This is a genomic window from Peribacillus sp. FSL H8-0477, from assembly GCF_038002765.1.
Lineage (GTDB): Bacteria > Bacillota > Bacilli > Bacillales > DSM-1321 > Peribacillus.
In genome coordinates this window covers 1,106,808-1,130,295 of sequence record NZ_JBBODE010000002.1, presented here as the reverse complement: position 1 = coordinate 1,130,295, position 23,488 = coordinate 1,106,808, and the positions used below count along the sequence as shown (strand labels likewise).

At 41.1% G+C, this 23,488-nt stretch carries 17 protein-coding genes, 3 rRNA genes and 1 riboswitch; of the genes, 8 read left to right on the top strand and 12 right to left on the bottom strand.

The genetic code is table 11. The annotated features are described in order from the left end of the window. Positions 1-41: 41 nt before the first annotated feature. The 4 genes from MHI18_RS17220 to selD all read right to left on the bottom strand — a co-directional run bounded on the left by MHI18_RS17220 (position 42) and on the right by selD (position 4,795). Positions 42-482: a DUF5392 family protein gene (locus MHI18_RS17220; RefSeq protein WP_340849061.1), complete on the bottom strand. Its 441-nt coding sequence runs from the start codon at positions 480-482 to the stop codon at positions 42-44. 144 nt (positions 483-626) lie between these two features. After that, positions 627-2,339, bottom strand: coding sequence for a ribosomal protection-like ABC-F family protein (gene abc-f, locus MHI18_RS17215; protein ID WP_340849060.1), 1,713 nt, complete (start codon positions 2,337-2,339; stop codon positions 627-629). 326 nt (positions 2,340-2,665) lie between these two features. After that, on the bottom strand, positions 2,666-3,715 hold the full coding sequence (gene mnmH, locus MHI18_RS17210) for a tRNA 2-selenouridine(34) synthase MnmH (RefSeq protein WP_340849058.1): 1,050 nt from the start codon (positions 3,713-3,715) through the stop codon (positions 2,666-2,668). Between the two features lie 30 nt (positions 3,716-3,745). Then, positions 3,746-4,795: a selenide, water dikinase SelD gene (gene selD / locus MHI18_RS17205; RefSeq protein ID WP_340849056.1), complete on the bottom strand. Its 1,050-nt coding sequence runs from the start codon at positions 4,793-4,795 to the stop codon at positions 3,746-3,748. Positions 4,796-5,073: 278 nt separating this feature from the next. Between selD and MHI18_RS17200 the strand changes: the two genes are divergently transcribed. After that, positions 5,074-6,141: a permease gene (locus MHI18_RS17200; RefSeq protein ID WP_340850315.1), complete on the top strand. Its 1,068-nt coding sequence runs from the start codon at positions 5,074-5,076 to the stop codon at positions 6,139-6,141. A 45-nt stretch (positions 6,142-6,186) separates the two neighbouring features. On the opposite strand, the gene MHI18_RS17195 is transcribed toward MHI18_RS17200, so the two are convergent. Together MHI18_RS17195 and brnQ are read right to left on the bottom strand one after the other, a co-directional pair. Beyond that, complete coding sequence (locus tag MHI18_RS17195) at positions 6,187-6,477, bottom strand: MGMT family protein (protein WP_340849055.1); 291 nt, start codon at positions 6,475-6,477, stop codon at positions 6,187-6,189. A gap of 120 nt (positions 6,478-6,597) precedes the next feature. After that, positions 6,598-7,926 (bottom strand): branched-chain amino acid transport system II carrier protein, encoded by a 1,329-nt coding sequence (gene brnQ / locus MHI18_RS17190; protein ID WP_340849054.1) that lies wholly within the window; start codon positions 7,924-7,926, stop codon positions 6,598-6,600. A 358-nt stretch (positions 7,927-8,284) separates the two neighbouring features. On the opposite strand from brnQ, the gene MHI18_RS17185 reads away from it, so the two are divergent. Together MHI18_RS17185 and MHI18_RS17180 are read left to right on the top strand one after the other, a co-directional pair. Continuing rightward, on the top strand, positions 8,285-8,932 hold the full coding sequence (locus MHI18_RS17185) for a GntR family transcriptional regulator (RefSeq protein ID WP_340849053.1): 648 nt from the start codon (positions 8,285-8,287) through the stop codon (positions 8,930-8,932). Positions 8,933-9,035: 103 nt separating this feature from the next. Beyond that, entirely contained in the window at positions 9,036-9,551 is a 516-nt protein-coding gene (locus tag MHI18_RS17180) for a hypothetical protein (protein ID WP_340849051.1), read from the top strand. Between the two features lie 497 nt (positions 9,552-10,048). Here MHI18_RS17180 and thiD read toward each other — a convergent pair whose 3' ends face one another. From thiD to thiM, 3 genes are read right to left on the bottom strand one after another with little or no spacing between them, the layout of a single operon-like run. Continuing rightward, entirely contained in the window at positions 10,049-10,828 is a 780-nt protein-coding gene (gene thiD / locus MHI18_RS17175; protein ID WP_340849050.1) for a bifunctional hydroxymethylpyrimidine kinase/phosphomethylpyrimidine kinase, read from the bottom strand. Between the two features lie 15 nt (positions 10,829-10,843). Continuing rightward, positions 10,844-11,485, bottom strand: a complete 642-nt coding sequence (thiE, locus tag MHI18_RS17170) for a thiamine phosphate synthase (protein WP_340849048.1) — start codon at positions 11,483-11,485, stop codon at positions 10,844-10,846. Beyond that, complete coding sequence (gene thiM / locus MHI18_RS17165) at positions 11,472-12,296, bottom strand: hydroxyethylthiazole kinase (RefSeq protein WP_340849047.1); 825 nt, start codon at positions 12,294-12,296, stop codon at positions 11,472-11,474. The genes thiE and thiM overlap by 14 nt, the downstream gene beginning before the upstream one ends. A gap of 123 nt (positions 12,297-12,419) precedes the next feature. Continuing rightward, a riboswitch (TPP riboswitch) is annotated at positions 12,420-12,530 on the bottom strand. A 266-nt stretch (positions 12,531-12,796) separates the two neighbouring features. On the opposite strand from thiM, the gene MHI18_RS17160 reads away from it, so the two are divergent. The 5 genes from MHI18_RS17160 to rfbB all read left to right on the top strand — a co-directional run bounded on the left by MHI18_RS17160 (position 12,797) and on the right by rfbB (position 17,592). Further along, positions 12,797-14,167 (top strand): bifunctional glycosyltransferase family 2 protein/class I SAM-dependent methyltransferase, encoded by a 1,371-nt coding sequence (locus MHI18_RS17160; protein ID WP_340849046.1) that lies wholly within the window; start codon positions 12,797-12,799, stop codon positions 14,165-14,167. A 126-nt stretch (positions 14,168-14,293) separates the two neighbouring features. Then, entirely contained in the window at positions 14,294-15,175 is an 882-nt protein-coding gene (gene rfbA, locus MHI18_RS17155) for a glucose-1-phosphate thymidylyltransferase RfbA (RefSeq protein ID WP_340849044.1), read from the top strand. Between the two features lie 14 nt (positions 15,176-15,189). Further along, complete coding sequence (gene rfbC / locus MHI18_RS17150) at positions 15,190-15,750, top strand: dTDP-4-dehydrorhamnose 3,5-epimerase (RefSeq protein WP_340849042.1); 561 nt, start codon at positions 15,190-15,192, stop codon at positions 15,748-15,750. Beyond that, the gene (gene rfbD, locus MHI18_RS17145; protein ID WP_340849040.1) at positions 15,747-16,601 is read left to right on the top strand and encodes a dTDP-4-dehydrorhamnose reductase; all 855 of its coding nucleotides are present in this window, start codon (positions 15,747-15,749) and stop codon (positions 16,599-16,601) included. Before rfbC ends, rfbD begins: the two co-directional genes overlap by 4 nt. Before the next feature lies 1 nt (position 16,602). Beyond that, a complete protein-coding gene (rfbB, locus tag MHI18_RS17140) occupies positions 16,603-17,592 on the top strand; it encodes a dTDP-glucose 4,6-dehydratase (RefSeq protein ID WP_340850314.1) in 990 nt (329 codons plus the stop codon). 925 nt (positions 17,593-18,517) lie between these two features. Here rfbB and rrf read toward each other — a convergent pair. From rrf to MHI18_RS17125, 3 genes are all read right to left on the bottom strand, one after another. Next, a 5S ribosomal RNA gene (gene rrf, locus MHI18_RS17135) occupies positions 18,518-18,633 on the bottom strand. A gap of 65 nt (positions 18,634-18,698) precedes the next feature. After that, positions 18,699-21,631, bottom strand: a 23S ribosomal RNA gene (locus tag MHI18_RS17130). A gap of 139 nt (positions 21,632-21,770) precedes the next feature. Further along, positions 21,771-23,317: ribosomal RNA gene (locus tag MHI18_RS17125) — 16S ribosomal RNA — on the bottom strand. The 16S, 23S and 5S rRNA genes sit together here, the layout of an rRNA operon. Positions 23,318-23,488: the final 171 nt, after the last annotated feature.

The following is a 23,488-nucleotide window of genomic DNA, read 5'->3' as shown; positions in this document are numbered from 1 at the left end:
CTCTAACTTTTGGGGTGCACTTCAGGTACAGCCTCTTTTTACTAGGAATTCATTCTTTTTTTAGTCCGCTCTTCTTCTGCCAAAAACTCAATAAAGTGTTTCATAACCAAGACTGGCTGTTCAGCTATTTGTTTTTGGTAAGCAGCTTTACGTTGATCACTCAAATAAATCCCTGATTGAATTCTTTTTTCTATATACACTCTGCTATTCTTAAGAATTTCCTTATTCAGCAGCTTACTTTCCTTGGAAAGTGCCATCCCCAGCGCACCTGTAAGGGCAAAAAAGCCAATGCTGACCTTGGATGTTGTACCCGATGGCTGCATGAACATAAGATAAATGAGGTTCATTAGTGAAAAAATAATCAGCATAAATGACAATGTACTAAACGTGGAATTTTTCTTTAACAAGGGCAATACCTGCGCCTGAATTTTCTTTAATTCTTCTTCGATAAAGGCCGGTCTGTTTCCCAACTCTATTTTCATCTGCCTATTCATCCTCCGATATATACCTTACTCTCTCGAGCTATATTATTATTCTATAATTTTATTTAACTACTTATCATTATAAAGCAAATTGGTCCTAAGACAAAGAAAACACCTCCAACTCGGACGGTGTTTTCTTTACGTCTATCCTTTTCTTTGTTGCTTCTTCTTCATCATCTCTATTAGTTCATGATCATAGCGAAGATACTCTTCCGATCCTGGTTTTACGAAACTAATTTTCCCGAGCAGTTCTGTTATTTTGGTTTCAATCACCGACAGATCTGCCAACCGTTCTTTCTCATCCTGATTAACAGGGTTTTTAATGCTTTCATATTCATTCATTCCCATGTCAATCCGCTGTATTCTTTGGTTTTCAATGACAAGCAGCCGATTGCACAGCTTATTAATTAAATACCGGTCATGAGAAACAATAATCAATGTGCCTGTAAAACTTTCTAATGTTTCTTCCAACTGTTCTCGACTTGGTAAATCAAGATGGTTAGTCGGTTCATCCAGTATCAGCAAATCATATTCCTGAAGAATCATCTGAACCAGCTTTACTCTCGTTCGCTCGCCAAGACTTAATTCAGCCATAGGCTTAATCAGTTTATCTTCTTTCATATTCATATTGGCGAATAGTGTCCGCGCTTTTAATTGTTTCTCTCGATCGTTCTGTAAATAGTCTAATGCTGTTTTTTCTAAAGGAAGATCGTTCACATCTTGACTTAGGTAGGCCGCCTTCATGGATTCACTTTTCCACAGGGTGCCTTTGGTTGGTTTTTCTTCCCCAAGTAATAGTTTAATTAGAGTTGTTTTGCCCGCACCATTCAACCCCATAAGACCGACTTTTTCTCCATTCATTACGTAAAAATAGCTTCTATCAAAGATCACTCGTTTACCATATTGTTTCATTAAATCCTTAGCTTCTACAATCCGCTTGCCATGTTTATTGGTGGACTCAAAATGGAACGATACCTTCATCTCTTCATCCGGCTTTTCAACCGTATGCTGTGATAATTCCAGATCAAGTCTCTTTATTTTCGACTTTATTTGACTATCCTTTTTCTTAGCCTTTACCCGTTCATGTTCTCTTAACCCCGCTTGACGATTTTCTGCATTGGAACCGCCCTTTCCAGCTTCCCGGTGCGCTTTATCAGACCATTGCCTTAATGTTTTCACTTGCTGTTGAATATCGGCGATTTTTCTTTGCTGTTTATCAAACTCGTGTTGCTGCCGCATCATTTGATCTTGTTTTTCCTTATGATAAGTCGAATAGTTACCGTTATAAATGTTCAACTTTCCTTTTTCCAATTCAAATATCTTCGTCACTGTTTGATCCAAGAAATAACGGTCATGTGAGATAATCATAACCGCACCACCGTATGATTTCACTTCAGTAATGAGCCAATTGATTCCTTTGCTATCAAGATGATTAGTTGGTTCATCGAGCAGCAGGCATTGTGAATGATTAGTCCAGATTTTTGCAAGCGATAGTTTGAGCTTCTCACCACCGCTTAAATACTTTGTTTCGCTGTCTATCCAATGCGGCTTCGTTAAACCAAGCTGACTAGCCGATTTTAAAAGTGTCTCACCAGATTCATTCAATTCCCCTTCAAATGTTAAATGTTCTGTTGATTGCGGCAGATAACCGATTGATAGTGATGATGGAATTTTTTTTATTGTTCCCGTGTCAGGTTCCACGAGTCCCATCAGGATTTTAACCAATGTTGTTTTCCCAGCGCCATTCCAGCCAACCAGACCAATTTTATCTCCCTCATGTATGTCAAATGAAAGCTCATTTAAAAGCACCCTTGTTCCTATACTCTTTTTAAGTTGATGTACTTGAATTAATGCCATACTAACACCCCATATTCTCTTGTTTTTATGGGGAGGTTTTCTAAACAAAGAACCTCCCCAGTAAACCTGGAGAGGTTCAAATAAGCCACTAGTGGCCGACTTATACGCAAAGAAACCATACAAACTAGTGTACGATTGCTACTGTAATAAGTAAAAGGACAGACTAATCCCATTCTCCAGGTTCCTCATTTTTTTATTCATGAGTAAATTCCTAAAAAACAAGATTATAACTTCATATTCTAGTACCGTCCCTTTCTCATTCATCTACTTTAACCTTACAACATCAATCGTCATCTGTAAATAAAAACCAGTTAAAAATACATAATTTACGAAACTGCCGTTTTAAACTTCGTACGAAGGATATCAATAATCTGTTCCACAGCTTGATCAGCATTTTTGGGCTGTATCGTTATTCTGCGGTTTTGGGCAAATTGTTCAGCAGTATGTTTATATCTTGGATCATAATAATGCTCTAAAAGCAGGCGGACACCTGAGGCATAATCACCTGAAGACAAATCTGCATCAATTTGGGCAGCAATCGGCGTATGGAGTCTATTTTTAATTTTTCTAAAAGCCTCCAGACATTCTTCATGGTGGTTTTCAGGCTGATAGTCTTCAATAATATGGCGTACCCGCTCGTCTACTGGCATATCGACAAACACCTGAAAACCCTGCTCCTTCTTATCAACAAGGAATTGAGGCATGGTAGCTTTCCCTATTCGTTTACTCTCTGCTTCGAACAAAATATATGGTGCATTTTGCAGCTCAATCAGTTTCTCCACCAGCAGTGAATCAAAACTTTTTTGGTTATTTGGTTCAAGCCCAATCTGACCAAAGATTGATCCTCGGTGGTTAGCGATCCCTTCTAAGTCCAAAACTGGATGACCCATTTCCTCGAGCTTATGCAAGATGACTGTTTTGCCTGCTCCGGTATACCCGTTCAAGACAATTGGTTCAGCTTTAACTTCTATCTTCTCCAACTGATCCACAATCCACTTCCGATAAGCCCTAACTCCGCCTTGAAGACGACAGACATGTACGTCCATTAAACTTAGAAGAGTAGCAGTCGTTTTACTTCGCATTCCGCCTCTCCAGCAAAAGACAACCTTTTGGCCCTCAATTCCCTGAAATTCTTCAATGAAGTTTGGCAGCTTCGCTGAGACAATTTCTAAACCTCTTTTTTTCGCCGCCTGGTTGTTTATCTGTTTATAAATTGTCCCAACCTCAGCACGTTCGGCGTCATCAAACAGCGGAATATTATGACTGCCTGGGATGGTTGCCTCTCTGTATTCAGATGGAGACCGTACATCAATTAATACAATTTCTTTCTTTTCCCTTAAAGCCAACAATTCATCTATGTTTATATCTTGAAACAATGATGCTTCCGCCTTTCTGTATCTAAAAAATTACTCAACAATTATATGTCCCGGTTGACTACTTGTCACCTCGCCAATTATGCTTGCCTCAACTCCAGCTTTAATCATAGATTCCAGCAATTCTTCAGCTTGATCTCCAGAAACGGAAATTAAGAGCCCGCCCGACGTAACAGCATCACACAGAATATATTGATCAATTTGATCCATTGACTCTGAGAAAGTAACCGAACCTTCTAAATGAGCAAAATTATTTTTTGTTCCACCAGGGATTGCCCCTTTTTCAGCCAGCTCTCTAACACGATTTAAAAGCGGTACTTGTTTTTGATAAATCTGAATGCCGGCGTTACTTCCCTTGGCCATTTCAGAAGCATGTCCTAATAATCCAAAACCAGTGACATCTGTACATGCATGTACATCAAATGGTTCCATTATTTCTGCGGCTGTTTTATTTAACGTAGTCATTACTTTGGTTACCCGAGTAATTTCCTCTTCACTTAAGAGGTTGTTTTTAATGGCAGTTGTTGAAATCCCAACACCAATCGGTTTAGTCAAAATCAAACGATCACCAGGTACAGCCCCTGAATTAGCTCTAACCTTATCAGGATGAACTAAACCGGTTACTGCTAAGCCGAATTTTGGTTCTTTGTCATCAATTGAATGGCCGCCCACAAGTGTTGCGCCCGCTTCTTTCAATTTATCGCCTGCTCCACGGAGAATATCTGCTAGGACTTCTTTATCCAAAACTGAAATGGGAAAAGCCACAATATTTAGAGCCGTCAGCGGCTTCCCGCCCATCGCATAAATATCACTTAAAGCATTTGCTGCTGCTACTTGTCCAAAATCATACGGATCATCTACAATCGGTGTAAAGAAATCCAACGTCTGAACTAATGCCAATTCATCAGTCAACTGATATACACCGGCATCATCACTCGTATCAAGTCCAACTAAAAGATTAGGATTCGCCGCTTGCTTGGGCAGTGAACGCATAACTTCTGCTAAATCAGCAGGACCAATTTTACATCCACAACCGCCTTTAGAAGATAATGAGGTTAATTTAACTTTATTTGTGTGTGTCATTTGACAACAACCTTTCTTTTTCTAGGTCTGTATATACTACTATTATAGATCACAAATAAAAATAAACCTTCATTCCGGCCTTAAATTATTAACATTTTTATATTCGAAACAATCAGAAATATCAACGAATGTTTCAAAGGAATTTATTAGTCGAATAGGCTTATCATTTACATTACACATACATTTTCCAAATTTACTAAGCAAAGAATCTTCAAACCAATATTTAATGTGATATACTTTTATCGCAATCTAATTATATATTTTTCACTGGAGGTTCCATCGTGCAAGCAAATAGTTCCGTTCCACAACAGCCGGCTGGAAGTAAGAAAACTGGTTGGTTTATTTTTAGTTTCGTATTAATTGCCGTAGTTGGATTAATCTACGTTAAATGGTGGCCGTATTATAATAAATCGATTTTAGCCATTAATACTCATTCGATTGGAGATTCAATACTTGGCGATACATCAAATACCCCTTTTTCTTGGGATAGCGCTTGGAGCTATGGTGTTACGTACTTCCAATCTGTTTGGAAAGCAGCGGTACTTGGCATTCTTCTTGGTTCCTTGATTCAGGTACTTTTACCTGCACAATGGCTGTTAAAAGTCCTTGGGAAAACATCTTTTGGCAGTACTGCCATTGCCGGATTGGCTTCTTTACCAGGAATGATGTGCACATGCTGTGCAGCTCCTTTAGCAGTAGGTCTTCGTAAAAGTAACGCTTCCGTAGGAGCAGCCTTGGCATTTTGGCTTGGTAATCCTGTCCTTAATCCTGCGACATTAATTTTCATGACCTTCGTATTGTCATGGAAATTCACCGTATTGCGCGTTGTATTCGGCTTAATTCTCGTGTTTGGTGTCAGCTTTTTAGCAAACCGATTTGCAAAAGACGTTCAACCTGTAGATCTCGATGCTGTAATTGCAAGCCAAGAGAAACAGCCAGAGGGATCATTTATTGCTAGGTGGATGAAAAGCCTTAGTATGATGGTTTTATATGTTGTTCCAGCTTATCTATTATCTGTATTACTTCTAGGAGCAGCACGCGTTTGGTTATTCCCAGAGATGAGCGGTGCAGCTGCAACTGGTATCATCGCCATTATCCTTTTTGCTATTACCGGAATGTTGTTCGTCATTCCTACTGCGGCAGAAATTCCAATTATCCAATCCATGATGCTTTTCGGACTTGGAGGCGGTCCTGCAGCAGCGTTATTACTCACACTGCCTGCGATCAGTCTTCCTTCGTTAATCATTGTCGGTAAATCATTCCCAAAACGTGTACTAGCCTTTGTAGTGACGTCTGTTGTCGTTCTTGGTATAATCTGCGGTCTCATTGGCATGTGGATATTATAAACTTAGACAGAAAGGACCTGAATTAACTTTCAGGTTCTTTTTGTCTCATGGAATATATTGATACCGCTTAAGATTAACCTGGTTTCCCCCTGTAATCGTAATTCCTTCACGCTCTAATGCAAATACTTGTACAGCCAATAAATCTGGATTTCCTATCCCTAACTCCCCTTTGGCGTTAATCACTCTGTGCCACGGAAGATTATATTTTTCACTCATTGAGTGCAGAATCCTAACCACTTGTCTCGCTGCTCTAGGGTTGCCTGCACATCTAGCTATTTGACCATATGTCATCACTTTACTTTCTGGAATTTCTTGAATAATACGAATTACCCCCATGGTGAAACTTTCCAACAAAATCACCCCCATTTAGTTGTCCTTATAGTAATTCATAGAAAAAAGAAGGGCAAATTAAAACAGGCTGCCGAATGGTTCTCGACAGCCTGTTTTGATTTTTACTTATACATATTCTTTATTAGATGTCACCAATGTGACCAAGTACCCTAATATTCCTCCCACAATTGCTGGAAGAATCCAGCCCAGTCCTACTGAGTACAGAGGAAGGATGGTAGTAAACAAATCATCAATAACTTTGATGGTAAATCCTGCAGCATTTAATCCATCAAACAAACTAACAATAAAGGTCATTCCGATACAGCCGATGTACACTTCTGAACGGCCATTAAATACTGAATCCAAGAATGTTAAGAAAATCAAGCAAATCGCAATCGGATAGATAGCTGTCAAAACAGGAACGGAAATCGCAATCAGTTTCATTAACCCTACGTTTGCAAAAAGCGCACTGAATACGGACAAAATAATCGCAATTTTTTTGTACGAAATACTAGGGAAAATTTTATGAAAATACGATGAACAAGCCGTAATTAAACCAATACTTGTCGTTAAGCATGCAGCGACTACAATTAATCCTAATAATAATCTTCCATTAGGCCCAAAGTAATGAGTAGATACACCAGATAAAACAGTACCTCCATTATCTAATAACCCAAGCTTTCCAACACTTGATGCTCCGATATAGGTAAGTGCTGTGTAGATAACAGCAAGCAGTCCTGCAGCAATTAACCCTGCTTTCATACATGTGAACATAACTTGCTTCTTAGCTGTGATTCCTTTTTCTCTGATTGCATTTATAACAATGATTCCAAAAACAAAAGAGGCTAGGGTATCCATTGTCAGGTACCCTTCTTGGAAGCCCTTAAAGAATGCATTGTCCATATACGTTTCAGTCGGTGCTTTAAAGTCGCCAAGTGGATTAACAATGGCTGTAACAATTAGAATTCCGATAAATATCAATAACAGCGGGGTTAAAACTTTACCAACAATATCAACAATTTTCGAAGCATTTAGAGAGAAGAAACAGGTTATAGCAAAGAATATCAGTGTGAAAATAAGTAATGGCATAAAGCCAACATCATCACCTAAGAATGGTTTAACACCAATTTCATAAGATACGCTTCCGGTTCTTGGAATAGCAAATAAAGGTCCAATAGCTAAATATAGAATAGTAGTAAAAATAATACCGAATAACGGATGAACTTTACTAGCCATTGCATGCAAATCACCTTTACCTGAAAAACCTAGTGCAAGTACACCTAACAAAGGTAGACCTACCCCTGTCACCACAAAGCCAGCATTCGCACTCCAAACATTAGTACCTGCCGATTGTCCAAGCATTGCTGGGAAGATTAAGTTCCCTGCACCAAAGAATAAAGCGAACAACATAAATCCAATTGCTATCGTAAACGAAAACGATTCTTTTCTAGTCAACATACATTCCTCCAAAAAACATATTAAGTTGTGTCAAGATTCAAGCTGCACTACTATATAGTCTCTGTTTTTCACAAAAATTAGACTATTTTATCGATACATTTCTAGCAAAACATATTCATACTTTCTTTTTCTCTAACGAAATATTCAGGTAATATTATCGAAATATAACATACAAATTATATACATGCAATATATTACATGATAAAAATGAAAATTCATCGTTCAGAAACTCATTATTCTTCGATCATCTACAAAATATATTAGAGTAATATATTGCGTTTTACTAAAAAAATAGTATGCTATAATTAAAATATAGTAAAATTTATCTTATTTATCTAAATAGAGGGGAGACATTATGCCTATACCCGTTAACTTCTCTACACCAGCTCGTGTATCCGCTAAAAATCGTGCTTATACTCAAATTCTTGAATGGATTATCGATGGTACCCTGCAGCCACAGGAAAAGTTAAATGATGCTGATCTTGCACATGCGTTGGGCGTAAGTCGCACGCCTATTCGTGAAGCATTACAATTACTCAATGTTCAAGGGTTTGTTGAAATGTTCCCAGGCGTTGGTACCCAGGTAACCCCTGTCAATAAGGAAGATATTCTAAAAATACTTCCACCCTTAGCGGCCTTACAAGCTTTAGCGACAGAAATTGCTGCCGAAGTCATTAATCAGAAAACAATACGTACCTTACGGTTGATCAATACCCAGTTTGCCGAAGCAGTGAACAATCATAATTTTCATCTTGCTTTGAAACTCGATGAACAATTCCATCAAATTATAATAGAAACGACAGATAACCCATATATCTTAAATACTGTCTCCACTTTACAATCGCATGTACGCCGGCTCTATTTTCATAAATCTATTATTCTAAGGCACGAATCAATCAATGAACACGAAGCCATTCTCCGAGCTTTTGACGATAACAACAAAGAATTGGCCGCAAATATTGCACGTGAAAATTGGTTGTATCCGATGATTACTACTGATTAAAAAAAAGATGCTATCCCTGATTACAGAGAAGCATCTTTGTTGTACATACACCCTAGTAAATGGTATATTCTAGAACAATAGTTACATAGAAAGGAGACTACTTATGGCGAAACTTTCTCTAGCAGAAGCTGTGAAGCTAAAAAGTGTACTCTCAAAAAGAATCCATGAATTAGAAGATGAAATGGACCGGGCAGCCTTTATTGAAGTTGAAAAAGGCAGTAAATTGCCCAAACAAGCACGAACACTGCAAAATGTCGAACAAGATATTGAAGAAGTTCGAAAAGACTTCCGCTTACTTGATAAGTTGATGTATCAAGCCAATATTGAAAACAAGATCTTGTTTGATACGAACTCTATTCCCATTGTTGAAGCCATTGAGCTTGCAACTCAGCTTCGCGCTCAGGCACGGAAATGCAAAGAGTATGGAGCTGCTCCAAAGGAAGAGTATGTTCATTCCTTCAGCGAGACCGTTTCAATCGTACGTACAGCTACCTTTGAGCCTGAAACATATCGTGTCAAAGCCATTGAGCTTGAGCGTCGAGCTAACAAGCTATCAAATTTAATCAATGCCATCAACTATACGATCGAATTAGAATTTGACAGCGAGAAATATTTTTAACCCTTGAAGGGGTGAGACTCCCCTTCAAGGCATAGAAGGAATCCTTGTGTACTTTGGTACAATATAAAATGAAATGGCAAAGGACTCAACCAATTATCCAATGACCCATTATACATTTACCTGTAACCAATAACCAACTACTGCAATGGACGGTCGATGACCACTCTAGTTTTTTTCTTTCCTTCTATGAATCCCTCATTCCCTGTGAATGAGGGATTGTTTTTTTCTCTGGTTTAAAAGCAGCTATTATAATTATGGTTTTACCAACAAATCAAAGTTGTTCTCTGTAAAAGTAAATCCTTTCGATGGGGCTTTTAATAGAAATCCATTCGGTGAATTATTCGAAGAACTAAATCAAAAGGAATCTACCTATACTATATCTATATTGATGCCTTGATTCCTAAAAGTGTAGGACAAAGTAACATGGCAGTAGCTAAAGCACTTAAAAAGGGTAGCCATGTGTCTGCTACCCTTTCTATCATTTAATCAGTATTTACTTATAGTTGATACATATGATTAAGAGGTCCGCTGCCCTTGCCTAGATTAAGGTCGTTTTTAAGTGCACCAGTAAGATAGTTTTTTGACAGTTGGATACTTGTCTTCATATCTGCTCCAGCTGCTAAATTACACGCTATACTAGAAGACAGCGTACAGCCTGTACCATGCGTATTAGGATTATCAATTCTTTCACCTGAAAACCAAATAAATTCTCCATCAAGATACAGTAAGTCATCTGCTGACGCAGGAAGATGCCCTCCTTTTATTAAAATATTTCCTGAATAGCTTTGTGCAATTTTAACAGCAGCGTTTTGCATATCTTCCTTTGAATTAATTTTCATCCCCGAAATTGCTTCTGCTTCAGGAATATTCGGGGTAATAAGTGTAGCAAGCGGCATCAGGTTAGTTAGGAGACTGTCCATCGCCTCTTCATTCAATAACCGACTGCCGCTTGTAGAAATCATCACCGGATCTAGAACAATATGATTTGGTTTATGCTCCTTCAGTTTTTCAGCGATTACGTTGATAATAGCCGGTGAGGATACCATTCCAATTTTCACGCTATCTGGGAAAATATCAGTCATAATACAATCTAACTGTAATCCTATAAATTCTGGTTGTGTTTCCAAGACCCCCTTTACTCCCATCGTATTTTGAGCTGTCAATGCTGTGATTACACTCATCGCATACATTTTATGTGCCGTAATGGTTTTGATGTCTGCTTGAATACCTGCTCCGCCGCTGCAATCTGAACCCGCAATACTAAGTACCTTTTTCAAACAAACCCCTCATTTCTACTTTTTAATCATTTTTGTTGAAAGAACATGTAATTCCCGGCTCGCTTCTTTTATATCTTGTGCCGCAAATATTGCTGATACAATAGCTGCCCCGTCCACTCCGCTGCCGTTTAGTTTTAGGATATTACGTTGATTAATGCCTCCTATGGCAACAACTGGGATTGTAACGGCTTCACATATTTCTCTTAATGTTTCGAAAGATACCATATCTGCATCCATTTTTGTTGAAGTACTGAACATAGAACCTGCTCCAAGATAATCCGCGCCACTTTTCTCAGCCGCAATTGCCTGCTCAACGGTCTGAACCGATACGCCTACTATTTTATCAGGGCCAACCAATTTCCGTGTTTCCTCTATTCCAAGATCATCTTGTCCAATATGAACACCATCTGCACCGCAATCAACGGCTACCCTCACGTAATCATTAATCACAAATGGAACTTGATAACGATCCGTTACTTCCTTTATTTGCTTAGCTTCCTGGAGAAATTCGTCATACCCTAAGGTCTTTTCACGTAGTTGAATAAAGGTTGCTCCGCCCTTTATTGCTTCCTCTACTTGTTCACTCAATGACTTTTCCCCCACCCACATTCGGTCAGTGACTGCATACAACAGCATGGATTGTTTATCTGCTTTCAATTTTACTACCCTCTTTCAATAATGTAGTGTTGATTTTACTCATATAATCAATTAAGTAGGTTCTGAAGGAAGAGGTACCGCCATTTGTATGCTTCGTCTTTTGATAGGCAAGCTCACCACTAATGCCCATCGCACATACAGCCGTTTTTGTGCTTTCTAGTAATTGATCTGGATTACTCCCGCAAAAGGTTCCAATCACAGCTGTCAACATACAGCCCGTCCCTGTTATTTGAGACATCATCTTGTGGCCATTTCTTATGACATATGCCTTATTTTCGGCTGCAACAAGATCAACAGCACCCGTAATTGCAATGACCGCTCCAGTTTTTTCGCTTAAATGTTGTGCCAACCTAATGTTTTCATCTAGATTTGATTCGTTTATAGCATCCATATGTGCTGCATCGACGCCCATTGTCGAACCACTTCCTTCATAAACAGTTTTTACTTCAGATATATTTCCCCTAATCACCGAAAAGTGAATTTCCTCAAGCAGCTTCCGAACAGTGTTAGAACGAAAAGCAGAAGCACCTGCTCCTACCGGGTCTAAAATAACCGGGATTCCCAGCTCATTGGCTTTTTTACCCGATTTAATCATCGAAAGAATAGTCCTTTCATTTAATGTTCCAATATTAATCACCAAACTGTTGCAAATACTTGTTATTTCTTTCACTTCATTATAATCATCAGCCATAATTGGTGAACCGCCACAAGCTAAGATGATATTAGCGCAATCGTTAGCTGTCACGTAATTAGTAATAGTATGAACAATTGGTGTATGTCGTCCTACGTTCTCTAGGATTTTTTCTTCCATAGTTTCTACCTCCATTTAGATTGATACCAGTGCCGTAGCAATTATGATTAGAGACATCCAAAGCCCTCAAAAAAAACCAAAAAAGCGATATACCACAAAAGGGTATATCGCTTTAACATTATCATTCATGTAAAGTTGATTCCCTACGTTGGCATTATCCAAATCAGGTTTTAGGGTCAAAGCTACTATTCGCTTACTCTCAGCCTGCATGTGCAAGCCCCCCTGTTATTCAATTAATTTCTTCTAAATCAGTTTACCATACTCTTCCTCAAATATGAAACACCTAAATGAAAGAAAGCGGCATTAAACTTTCCCTCCTATTCTTTGTTCGATGATACCATTCCTAATAACTTAATATTGAATTTCTTGAAACTCTTCATATTTTTCGAAGTAATTTTGTTGTGAATGGAGCAGTCTTCAAAGTCCATTTAATTGGCACCAAATCGTCTACAATTCATATAAATAAAATGATTTTATCTACAAGTAACTAGGAGGATATAATGAAAACTTCAATTATACTATTGACTCACAATCAAATTGATTACACAAAAAAGTGTATCGAAAGTATCAGAAATCACACTCATTTAGACTATGAAATTATTGTCGTTGATAACGGATCAGAGGATAAAACAGTAGCTTATTTATCTGAGCAAAATGATATAACAGTTATCGAAAATAAAGAAAATGAAGGATTTGCTAAAGGTAATAACCAAGGTGTTGAAAAAGCAACAGGCGAAACCATCCTCTTTCTGAATAACGATACGGTTGTAACACCTGGATGGTTGGATTCCTTGATAAATACCTTATATTCGAGTGAAAAAATTGGGATTGTGGGCCCAGTTTCCAATAATGTTTCCGGTAACCAACAGATTTCAGTAACTTATAATCAAGAAACATTAGAAGGACTAGAGAATTTTGCTGCTGATTATGTTAAAGAAAAGTCAGGTGAGAAGAACAAGGTCTTAAGATTAGTAGGATTCGCTTTAGCATGTAAAAAGGAAGTTTTAGACGCAATAGGATTATTTGATGAATCTTTTGGCATAGGTAATTTCGAAGATGATGATTTATGCCTGCGCGCACTTCGGGAAGGTTATGAACTCTATATAGCGAAAGATTCTTTTGTCCATCATTATGGAAGTGTTACCTTCAAAAATAGTCCGATTAATTTTAATCAGTTAATGTACACAAACCAAACCAAACTTTATGAAAAATGGGGTTTTAAAGCAAACTATTATATGTTTCCACGGCCAGAAGTACTTAATTTAGTCCCTACACATACAAAAAGGCTCCTAGAGCTAGGCTGTGGAATGGGGGCAATGGCTATTAATTTAAAAGAAAAATATAATTGTGAAGTTATAGGAATTGAAATAGATTCAACCGTTGCAGAGTTTGCCAAACATAATCTAGATACCGTCTATTCCGCTGATGTCGAGCAATTTGACTTATCCAAGTTAGGGAAATTTGATTGCATTGTATGTGCAGATGTTTTGGAACATCTTCGTGATCCTTGGAAGATCGTAAAAGAATTATCCAACTTATTAAATGTTGGTGGTAAATTAGTTATTTCTTTACCAAATATTGCAAATATCGAGATTATAAAAGAATTACTGCAAGCAGATTTCTCATATCGAGATGCAGGTTTATTAGATCGAACGCATTTACGTTTTTTCACGCGAAAAACAATGCGCACATTGTTTCCTGAAAATTTAATCATAACATCATTATCCGGCACGACAATAGGCTATTCTGAGGCTGACCGTCTCCTTGCGGCAAGCATAGGTCCTATAGGAAAAGCCTTTGGCCTAGATACAGATTCATTCACCACAGATGCTTTTATCTATCAATATTTAATCGTTGCAGAAAAAGTATAAACAGCGCTCCTCACATCTTTGGTGAGGAGCTTTGTCTAGGGTCACCTTCCTGCCTCTTCACCCTTTCAAGCAAAAAACATATTATATAAAATCATTCGTAAAAGTAACTACAACAGAGGTGGTACTATGAAAGGAATCATTTTAGCCGGAGGCAGTGGGACTAGATTATATCCCCTAACCAAAGGAATGTCCAAGCAGTTGCTGCCTATCTATGATAAGCCAATGATTTATTACCCATTATCTATTCTTATGCTGGCTGGAATCCGTGAAATGTTAATTATTTCTACTCCTCAGGATATTGGACGATTTAAACAGCTGTTCCATGACGGGTCTCATCTAGGCTTGCGAATCGCTTATGAAGAGCAGGAATACCCAGGCGGCTTAGCACAAGCCTTCCTGATTGGAGAGAAATTTATAGGAGAAGACGATGTGGCACTAGTTTTAGGCGATAATGTTTTTTACGGTCATGGACTGACAGAAAAACTACGACGTGCAGCCAGCAGGAAAACGGGAGCAACTGTATTTGGTTATTATGTACATGACCCCGAACGATTCGGGGTAGTAGAGTTTGATGAAAACGCTCAAGCCATATCACTTGAAGAAAAACCCTTAAACCCAAAATCAAACTATGCGGTAACGGGTCTCTATTTTTATGACAATTCCGTGGTTGAACTTGCAAAAAAAATTGTACCCTCTCCCCGCGGTGAACTCGAGATTACGGATATTAATCAAGCCTATCTAAAAAGCGGTAATCTGAACGTTGAAATTTTAGGAAGAGGATTTGCTTGGTTAGATACAGGAACACACGAATCCTTACTAGAAGCTTCGCAATTTATTGAGACCATTGAAAAGATCCAAAGTATGAAAATAGCCTGCATCGAAGAAATTGCTTATAACCAGGGGTATATTACTAAAGATAACTTACTCGAATTAGCCGCCCCTTTAAAGAAGAATCAATACGGACAGTACCTAATTCGAATTGCTGATCAAAAACCATTTACAAAATAAAAAAGAGGTGTCAGATGGAAATCATCAAAACCATACTAGATGGAGTGTTCATACTTACTCCTTCGGTTTTCGGGGACAGTCGCGGCTGGTTCATGGAGACATATAACGATGAGACACTTAAAAAAGCTGGACTCTCTCTTTACTTCGTACAAGACAATCATTCCTTTTCAGAAAAGAAAGGAACCGTTCGTGGATTGCATTATCAACTAAATCCAAAAGCTCAGTCAAAGCTTGTTCGCTGTACCAAAGGTGCAATTTTTGATGTAGCAGTGGACATCCGTAAAGACAGCCCAACATACACTAAATGGGTTGGCATAGAACTTAGTGCGGATAATAAAAAGCAATTATTGGTTCCTAAAGGTTTTGCTCATGGGTTTATGACGTTGATTGCTGATACAGAAGTTCAATATAAAGTAGACGAACTCTATTCAAAAGAACATGACTACGGAATTCTTTGGAATGATCCTGCTCTTGATATTAAATGGCCCCGCGACATCACTCCAATTTTATCCAAAAAAGATGAAGAGGCACCACTATTAAAAAATGCTCGACATCATTTTGGTGAAATAGAATGAAAATAGTTGTCACTGGATATACAGGGCAGCTTGGTTACGATGTAGTTCGAGAAGGAAAACAAAGAGGTTTCGAGATGTATGGAACAGGATCAAAGGATTTAGATATCACCAATGAACAAAATGTTCGAGCCTATATACGTCAACTAAACCCTGACGCTATTATTCATTGTGCTGCTTATACGTCTGTAGATCTTGCTGAGGACGATAAAGAACGATGTTACGATGTGAATGTAAACGGAACAAGATATCTAGCTGAAGCAGCAAAAGAAACAGGAGCAAAGCTTGTTTATCTTAGCACAGATTATGTATTTGATGGAAAAGGGACTAATGCCTTTACAGAGTCAGATCAACCCAATCCAATCGGATACTATGGCAAAACAAAATATGAAGGCGAACAAATAATTAAAACCACGTTATCTCACTTCTTTATTGTGCGAATTTCATGGGTTTTCGGTATTAATGGCAACAACTTTATTAAAACGATGCGTAAGCTGGCCGATTCACAACCAATAGTTCGTGTAGTAGGTGATCAAGTCGGTGCGCCAACATACACAAGGGATTTGTCTATCTTATTACTTGATATGATTCAAACAGAGCAATATGGAATATATCATGCTGCCAATTCTGGAGTATGCAGCTGGTCAGATTTTGCAGAAGAATTATTCAAACTAGAAAATCGCTCTGTTTCAGTCCACCCCATCACAAGTGAGGAATTCCCTACAAAAGCAAAACGTCCCAAGAATTCCCGTCTATCAAAAGCAAAACTTATAGAAAATGGCTTTAGTCCCCTCCCCAATTGGAAGGACGCACTCGCACGTTATTTAACGGAATTGAATGATGAGGTGAAATAAAATAGTGAAAAAAAAGGTCCTTATTACTGGTGGTGCAGGGTTTATTGGTGGGAATTTCGTTCACTATATACTAAATAAATACCCCGAATATGAAATAGTTAATCTTGATGCATTAACATATGCTGGCGAGTTAACGAAGCATCAAGTAATCGAAAATCTTCCAAACTATCATTTTACACAGATAGATATCACAGATAACGAACAACTAAGTAACCTATTCATAGAAAAAGAGTTCGACTATGTCATCCACTTTGCTGCTGAAAGCCATGTGGACCGATCCATTGCTAATCCCGAACAGTTCATCTTAACCAATGTACTTGGTACACAGAACTTACTGCAAGCAGCAAAACAAACGAAAATCTCAAAATTCATTCATATCTCCACGGACGAAGTATATGGAGAATTAGATTTTGATAAAACAAATTTTTTTACTGAAACTACACCATTACAACCAAACAGTCCTTATAGTGCAAGCAAAGCCTCTTCCGATTTACTCGTTCGCGCCTATGCAGAAACCTACCAATTACCAGTAAATATAACCAGATGCTCAAATAATTATGGCCCATTTCAATTTCCAGAAAAACTAATTCCACTAACCATATCCAAGATTCTCAATGATAAAAAGGTACCCATTTACGGGAACGGTCTAAACATACGAGACTGGCTGCATGTATACGATCATTGTACAGCTATTGATGTCATTCTTCATAAAGGAATCAATGGCGAAGTCTACAATATAGGCGGGCATAACGAAAAAACAAATTTAGACGTCGTTAAGACCATCATCCATACCATCGGAAAATCCGAGAAGTTAATTGAACACGTCGAAGACCGTCTAGGACATGATAAACGCTACGCAATTGATCCAACTAAACTTGAACAGTTAGGCTGGAAACCAACATATACCTTTGAAACGGGAATACACCAAACTATTGACTGGTATATAAAGAATAAACAATGGCTGAACCACGTACTAAGTGAAAATAAATAAACTCTATAACCTTCCGCGATACTCACTGTGCAAGCCCTTCTCCTTAGAAGGGCTTGTTTTATGTGTTACTGCAACTTTTTATGAAGACTTGCTGACTCTTGAGTTTATTTAGCCCTGAGGCCTATTATTTCGGGGTTTTTAGAATGGGTCGCTAATCTTTTGGTCTATTTCTTTAGATACACTTTTTAGGTAGATCTGATGAATTAGTTTCCCCGGGGGGGATTTTATCTATTTTTCTGCTGTTCCGGCTGTTAATCCCGTCTGGTCTTCACGTATTCCCGTCTGGGTGCTATATTTAAGCACAAAATACCCCGTGGGGCACGATTGTTTAAAGGTTTTTTGAAAATGGGTCGCTAATCTTTTGGTCTATTTCTTTAGATACACTTTTTAGGAAAACCTGATGAATTAGTTTCCCCGGGAGGTATTTTATCTGTTTTTCTGCTATTCCAGCTCTTAATCCCGTCTAGTCTTCACGTATTCCCGTCTGAGACCACGATAATCCCGTCCGGATCTTATTTATTCCCGTCTAGTGGCAGCATATTCCCGTCTGGGCACTATTTTCAGCTCTAAAATACCCCGTGGGGCATCATTTTTTTAACGGGTTTGAAAATGGGTCGCTAATCTTTAAGTCTTTTTCTTTAGATACACTTTTTAGGAAGACCTGATGAATTAGTTTCCCCGGGGGGTATTTTATCAATTTTTCTGCTGTTCCGGCCATTAATCCCGTCTAGTCTTCACGTATTCCCGTCTGAGATCACGTTATTCCCGTCCAGTTCCTTCATAATCCCGTCTAGATACCCCGTAATCCCGTCTGGGCACGATTTTTAGCACAAAAATACCCCATGGGGCATCATGTTTAATGCGGTACTTCAAAAAACGCCACAAAAAAAAGACCAGCTATGCAGCTGATCTTTTCTTTCTTGTTGCCTGGCAATGTCCTACTCTCACAGGGGGAGACCCCCAACTACCATCGGCGCTGAAGAGCTTAACTTCCGTGTTCGGAATGGGAACGGGTGTGGCCTCTTCGCCATCATTACCAGACTATAAAGGAACGTTGTTCCTTCAAAACTAGATAATAAGAAGGTTTTTGCATGTAATTAAAACGAATGGTTAAGTCCTCGATCGATTAGTATTTGTCAGCTCCACGTGTCACCACGCTTCCACCTCAAACCTATCTACCTGATCATCTTTCAGGGATCTTACTAGCTTACGCTATGGGAAATCTCATCTTGAGGGGGGCTTCATGCTTAGATGCTTTCAGCACTTATCCCGTCCGCACGTAGCTACCCAGCTATGCCTTTGGCAAGACAACTGGTACACCAGCGGTGCGTCCATCCCGGTCCTCTCGTACTAAGGACAGCTCCTCTCAAATTTCCTGCGCCCACGACGGATAGGGACCGAACTGTCTCACGACGTTCTGAACCCAGCTCGCGTACCGCTTTAATGGGCGAACAGCCCAACCCTTGGGACCGACTACAGCCCCAGGATGCGATGAGCCGACATCGAGGTGCCAAACCTCCCCGTCGATGTGGACTCTTGGGGGAGATAAGCCTGTTATCCCCGGGGTAGCTTTTATCCGTTGAGCGATGGCCCTTCCATGCGGAACCACCGGATCACTAAGCCCGACTTTCGTCCCTGCTCGACTTGTAGGTCTCGCAGTCAAGCTCCCTTGTGCCTTTACACTCTACGAATGATTTCCAACCATTCTGAGGGAACCTTTGGGCGCCTCCGTTACTCTTTAGGAGGCGACCGCCCCAGTCAAACTGTCCACCTGACACTGTCTCCCACCCCGATAAGGGGCGCGGGTTAGAATTTCAATACAGCCAGGGTAGTATCCCACCAATGCCTCCACCGAAGCTAGCGCTCCGGTTTCAAAGGCTCCTACCTATCCTGTACAAGCTGTACCAAAATTCAATATCAGGTTACAGTAAAGCTCCACGGGGTCTTTCCGTCCTGTCGCGGGTAACCTGCATCTTCACAGGTACTATAATTTCACCGAGTCTCTCGTTGAGACAGTGCCCAGATCGTTACGCCTTTCGTGCGGGTCGGAACTTACCCGACAAGGAATTTCGCTACCTTAGGACCGTTATAGTTACGGCCGCCGTTTACTGGGGCTTCGGTTCAAAGCTTCGCTTACGCTAACCTCTCCCCTTAACCTTCCAGCACCGGGCAGGCGTCAGCCCCTATACTTCGCCTTGCGGCTTCGCAGAGACCTGTGTTTTTGCTAAACAGTCGCCTGGGCCTATTCACTGCGGCTTTTCCGGGCTATTCACCCTAAAAAGCACCCCTTCTCCCGAAGTTACGGGGTCATTTTGCCGAGTTCCTTAACGAGAGTTCTCTCGCACACCTTAGGATTCTCTCCTCGCCTACCTGTGTCGGTTTGCGGTACGGGCACCCTTTATCTCACTAGAGGCTTTTCTAGGCAGTGTGGAATCAGGAACTTCGGTACTTAATTTCCCTCGCTATCACAGCTCCGCCTTAATGGAAACGGGATTTGCCTCGTTTCCGGCCTAACTGCTTAGACGCGCATATCCAACAGCGCGCTTACCCTATCCTCCTGCGTCCCCCCATCGTTCAAACGATAAATTGGTGGTACAGGAATATCAACCTGTTATCCATCGCCTACGCCTTTCGGCCTCGGCTTAGGTCCCGACTAACCCTGAGCGGACGAGCCTTCCTCAGGAAACCTTGGGCATTCGGTGGAAGGGATTCTCACCCTTCTTTCGCTACTCATACCGGCATTCTCACTTCTAAGCGCTCCACCAGTCCTTACGGTCTAGCTTCGACGCCCTTAGAACGCTCTCCTACCACGGACACCCTACGGTGTCCATCCACAGCTTCGGTGATACGTTTAGCCCCGGTACATTTTCGGCGCGGAGTCACTCGACCAGTGAGCTATTACGCACTCTTTAAATGGTGGCTGCTTCTGAGCCAACATCCTGGTTGTCTAAGCAACTCCACATCCTTTTCCACTTAACGTATACTTTGGGACCTTAGCTGGTGGTCTGGGCTGTTTCCCTTTTGACTACGGATCTTATCACTCGCAGTCTGACTCCCAAGAATAAGTATTTGGCATTCGGAGTTTGACTGAATTCGGTAACCCGTTGGGGGCCCCTAGTCCAATCAGTGCTCTACCTCCAATACTCTCATCTTGAGGCTAGCCCTAAAGCTATTTCGGAGAGAACCAGCTATCTCCAGGTTCGATTGGAATTTCTCCGCTACCCACACCTCATCCCCGCACTTTTCAACGTGCGTGGGTTCGGGCCTCCATTCAGTGTTACCTGAACTTCACCCTGGACATGGGTAGATCACCTGGTTTCGGGTCTACGACCACATACTAATTCGCCCTATTCAGACTCGCTTTCGCTGCGGCTCCGTCTTTTCAACTTAACCTCGCATGGGATCGTAACTCGCCGGTTCATTCTACAAAAGGCACACCATCACCCATTAACGGGCTCTGATTACTTGTAAGCACACGGTTTCAGGATCTATTTCACTCCCCTTCCGGGGTGCTTTTCACCTTTCCCTCACGGTACTGGTTCACTATCGGTCACTAGGGAGTATTTAGCCTTGGGAGATGGTCCTCCCTGTTTCCGACGGGATTTCTCGTGTCCCGCCGTACTCAGGATCCACTCAGGAGGGAACGAAGTTTCAACTACAGGGTTTTTACCTTCTTTGACGGGCCTTTCCAGACCTCTTCATTTACCCCGTTCCTTTGTAACTCCATATTGAGTGTCCTACAACCCCAAGAGGCAAGCCTCTTGGTTTGGGCTGATTCCGTTTCGCTCGCCGCTACTCAGGAAATCGCTATTGCTTTCTCTTCCTCCGGGTACTTAGATGTTTCAGTTCCCCGGGTCTGCCTTCAGTACCCTATGTATTCAGGTAAAGATACTGTTCCATTACGAACAGTGGGTTTCCCCATTCGGAAATCTCTGGATCAACGCTTACTTACAGCTCCCCAAAGCATATCGGTGTTAGTCCCGTCCTTCATCGGCTCCTAGTGCCAAGGCATCCACCGTGCGCCCTTTCTAACTTAACCTACTAAAAAAACATTCGGTGTTTTAAAAATTGATGCAAAATTTGCCTTCTATCTATTATCTAGTTTTCAAAGAACAAGGTTGAATGAATTACTCATTCAAAACTGAACAAAACAAAAGCGTCACGTTAATTTTCCTTAGAAAGGAGGTGATCCAGCCGCACCTTCCGATACGGCTACCTTGTTACGACTTCACCCCAATCATCTGTCCCACCTTAGGCGGCTGGCTCCTTGCGGTTACCTCACCGACTTCGGGTGTTACAAACTCTCGTGGTGTGACGGGCGGTGTGTACAAGGCCCGGGAACGTATTCACCGCGGCATGCTGATCCGCGATTACTAGCGATTCCGGCTTCATGCAGGCGAGTTGCAGCCTGCAATCCGAACTGAGAATGGCTTTATGAGATTCGCTTACCCTCGCGAGTTTGCAGCTCTTTGTACCATCCATTGTAGCACGTGTGTAGCCCAGGTCATAAGGGGCATGATGATTTGACGTCATCCCCACCTTCCTCCGGTTTATCACCGGCAGTCACCTTAGAGTGCCCAACTGAATGCTGGCAACTAAGATCAAGGGTTGCGCTCGTTGCGGGACTTAACCCAACATCTCACGACACGAGCTGACGACAACCATGCACCACCTGTCACTCTGTCCCCCGAAGGGGAACGTCCTATCTCTAGGAGTGTCAGAGGATGTCAAGACCTGGTAAGGTTCTTCGCGTTGCTTCGAATTAAACCACATGCTCCACCGCTTGTGCGGGCCCCCGTCAATTCCTTTGAGTTTCAGCCTTGCGGCCGTACTCCCCAGGCGGAGTGCTTAATGCGTTAGCTGCAGCACTAAAGGGCGGAAACCCTCTAACACTTAGCACTCATCGTTTACGGCGTGGACTACCAGGGTATCTAATCCTGTTTGCTCCCCACGCTTTCGCGCCTCAGTGTCAGTTATAGACCAGAAAGTCGCCTTCGCCACTGGTGTTCCTCCACATCTCTACGCATTTCACCGCTACACGTGGAATTCCACTTTCCTCTTCTACACTCAAGTTCCCCAGTTTCCAATGACCCTCCCCGGTTGAGCCGGGGGCTTTCACATCAGACTTAAGGAACCACCTGCGCGCGCTTTACGCCCAATAATTCCGGATAACGCTTGCCACCTACGTATTACCGCGGCTGCTGGCACGTAGTTAGCCGTGGCTTTCTGGTTAGGTACCGTCAAGGTACCAGCAGTTACTCTGGTACTTGTTCTTCCCTAACAACAGAACTTTACGACCCGAAAGCCTTCATCGTTCACGCGGCGTTGCTCCGTCAGACTTTCGTCCATTGCGGAAGATTCCCTACTGCTGCCTCCCGTAGGAGTCTGGGCCGTGTCTCAGTCCCAGTGTGGCCGATCACCCTCTCAGGTCGGCTACGCATCGTTGCCTTGGTGAGCCATTACCTCACCAACTAGCTAATGCGCCGCGGGCCCATCTATAAGTGACAGCGAGACGCCGTCTTTCCATCTTCTCTCATGCGAGAAAAGAACATATCCGGTATTAGCTCCGGTTTCCCGAAGTTATCCCAGTCTTATAGGCAGGTTGCCCACGTGTTACTCACCCGTCCGCCGCTAACTGTTGAGTAAACTCAACAATTCGCTCGACTTGCATGTATTAGGCACGCCGCCAGCGTTCATCCTGAGCCAGGATCAAACTCTCCGTAGAATGTTTGACTTGCTCGGTTGTTTTTATAGTGTGTACTCACTTCTTTAAAACGTTGACGCTTTGTTTTGTTCAGTTTTCAAAGAGCAATTTGTTTCACTTGCGACACAACTAATAGTATCATAGTCTAGAACAGTTGTCAACTTCTGCGAAGAAGTTTTTTTGTTCTGAAAC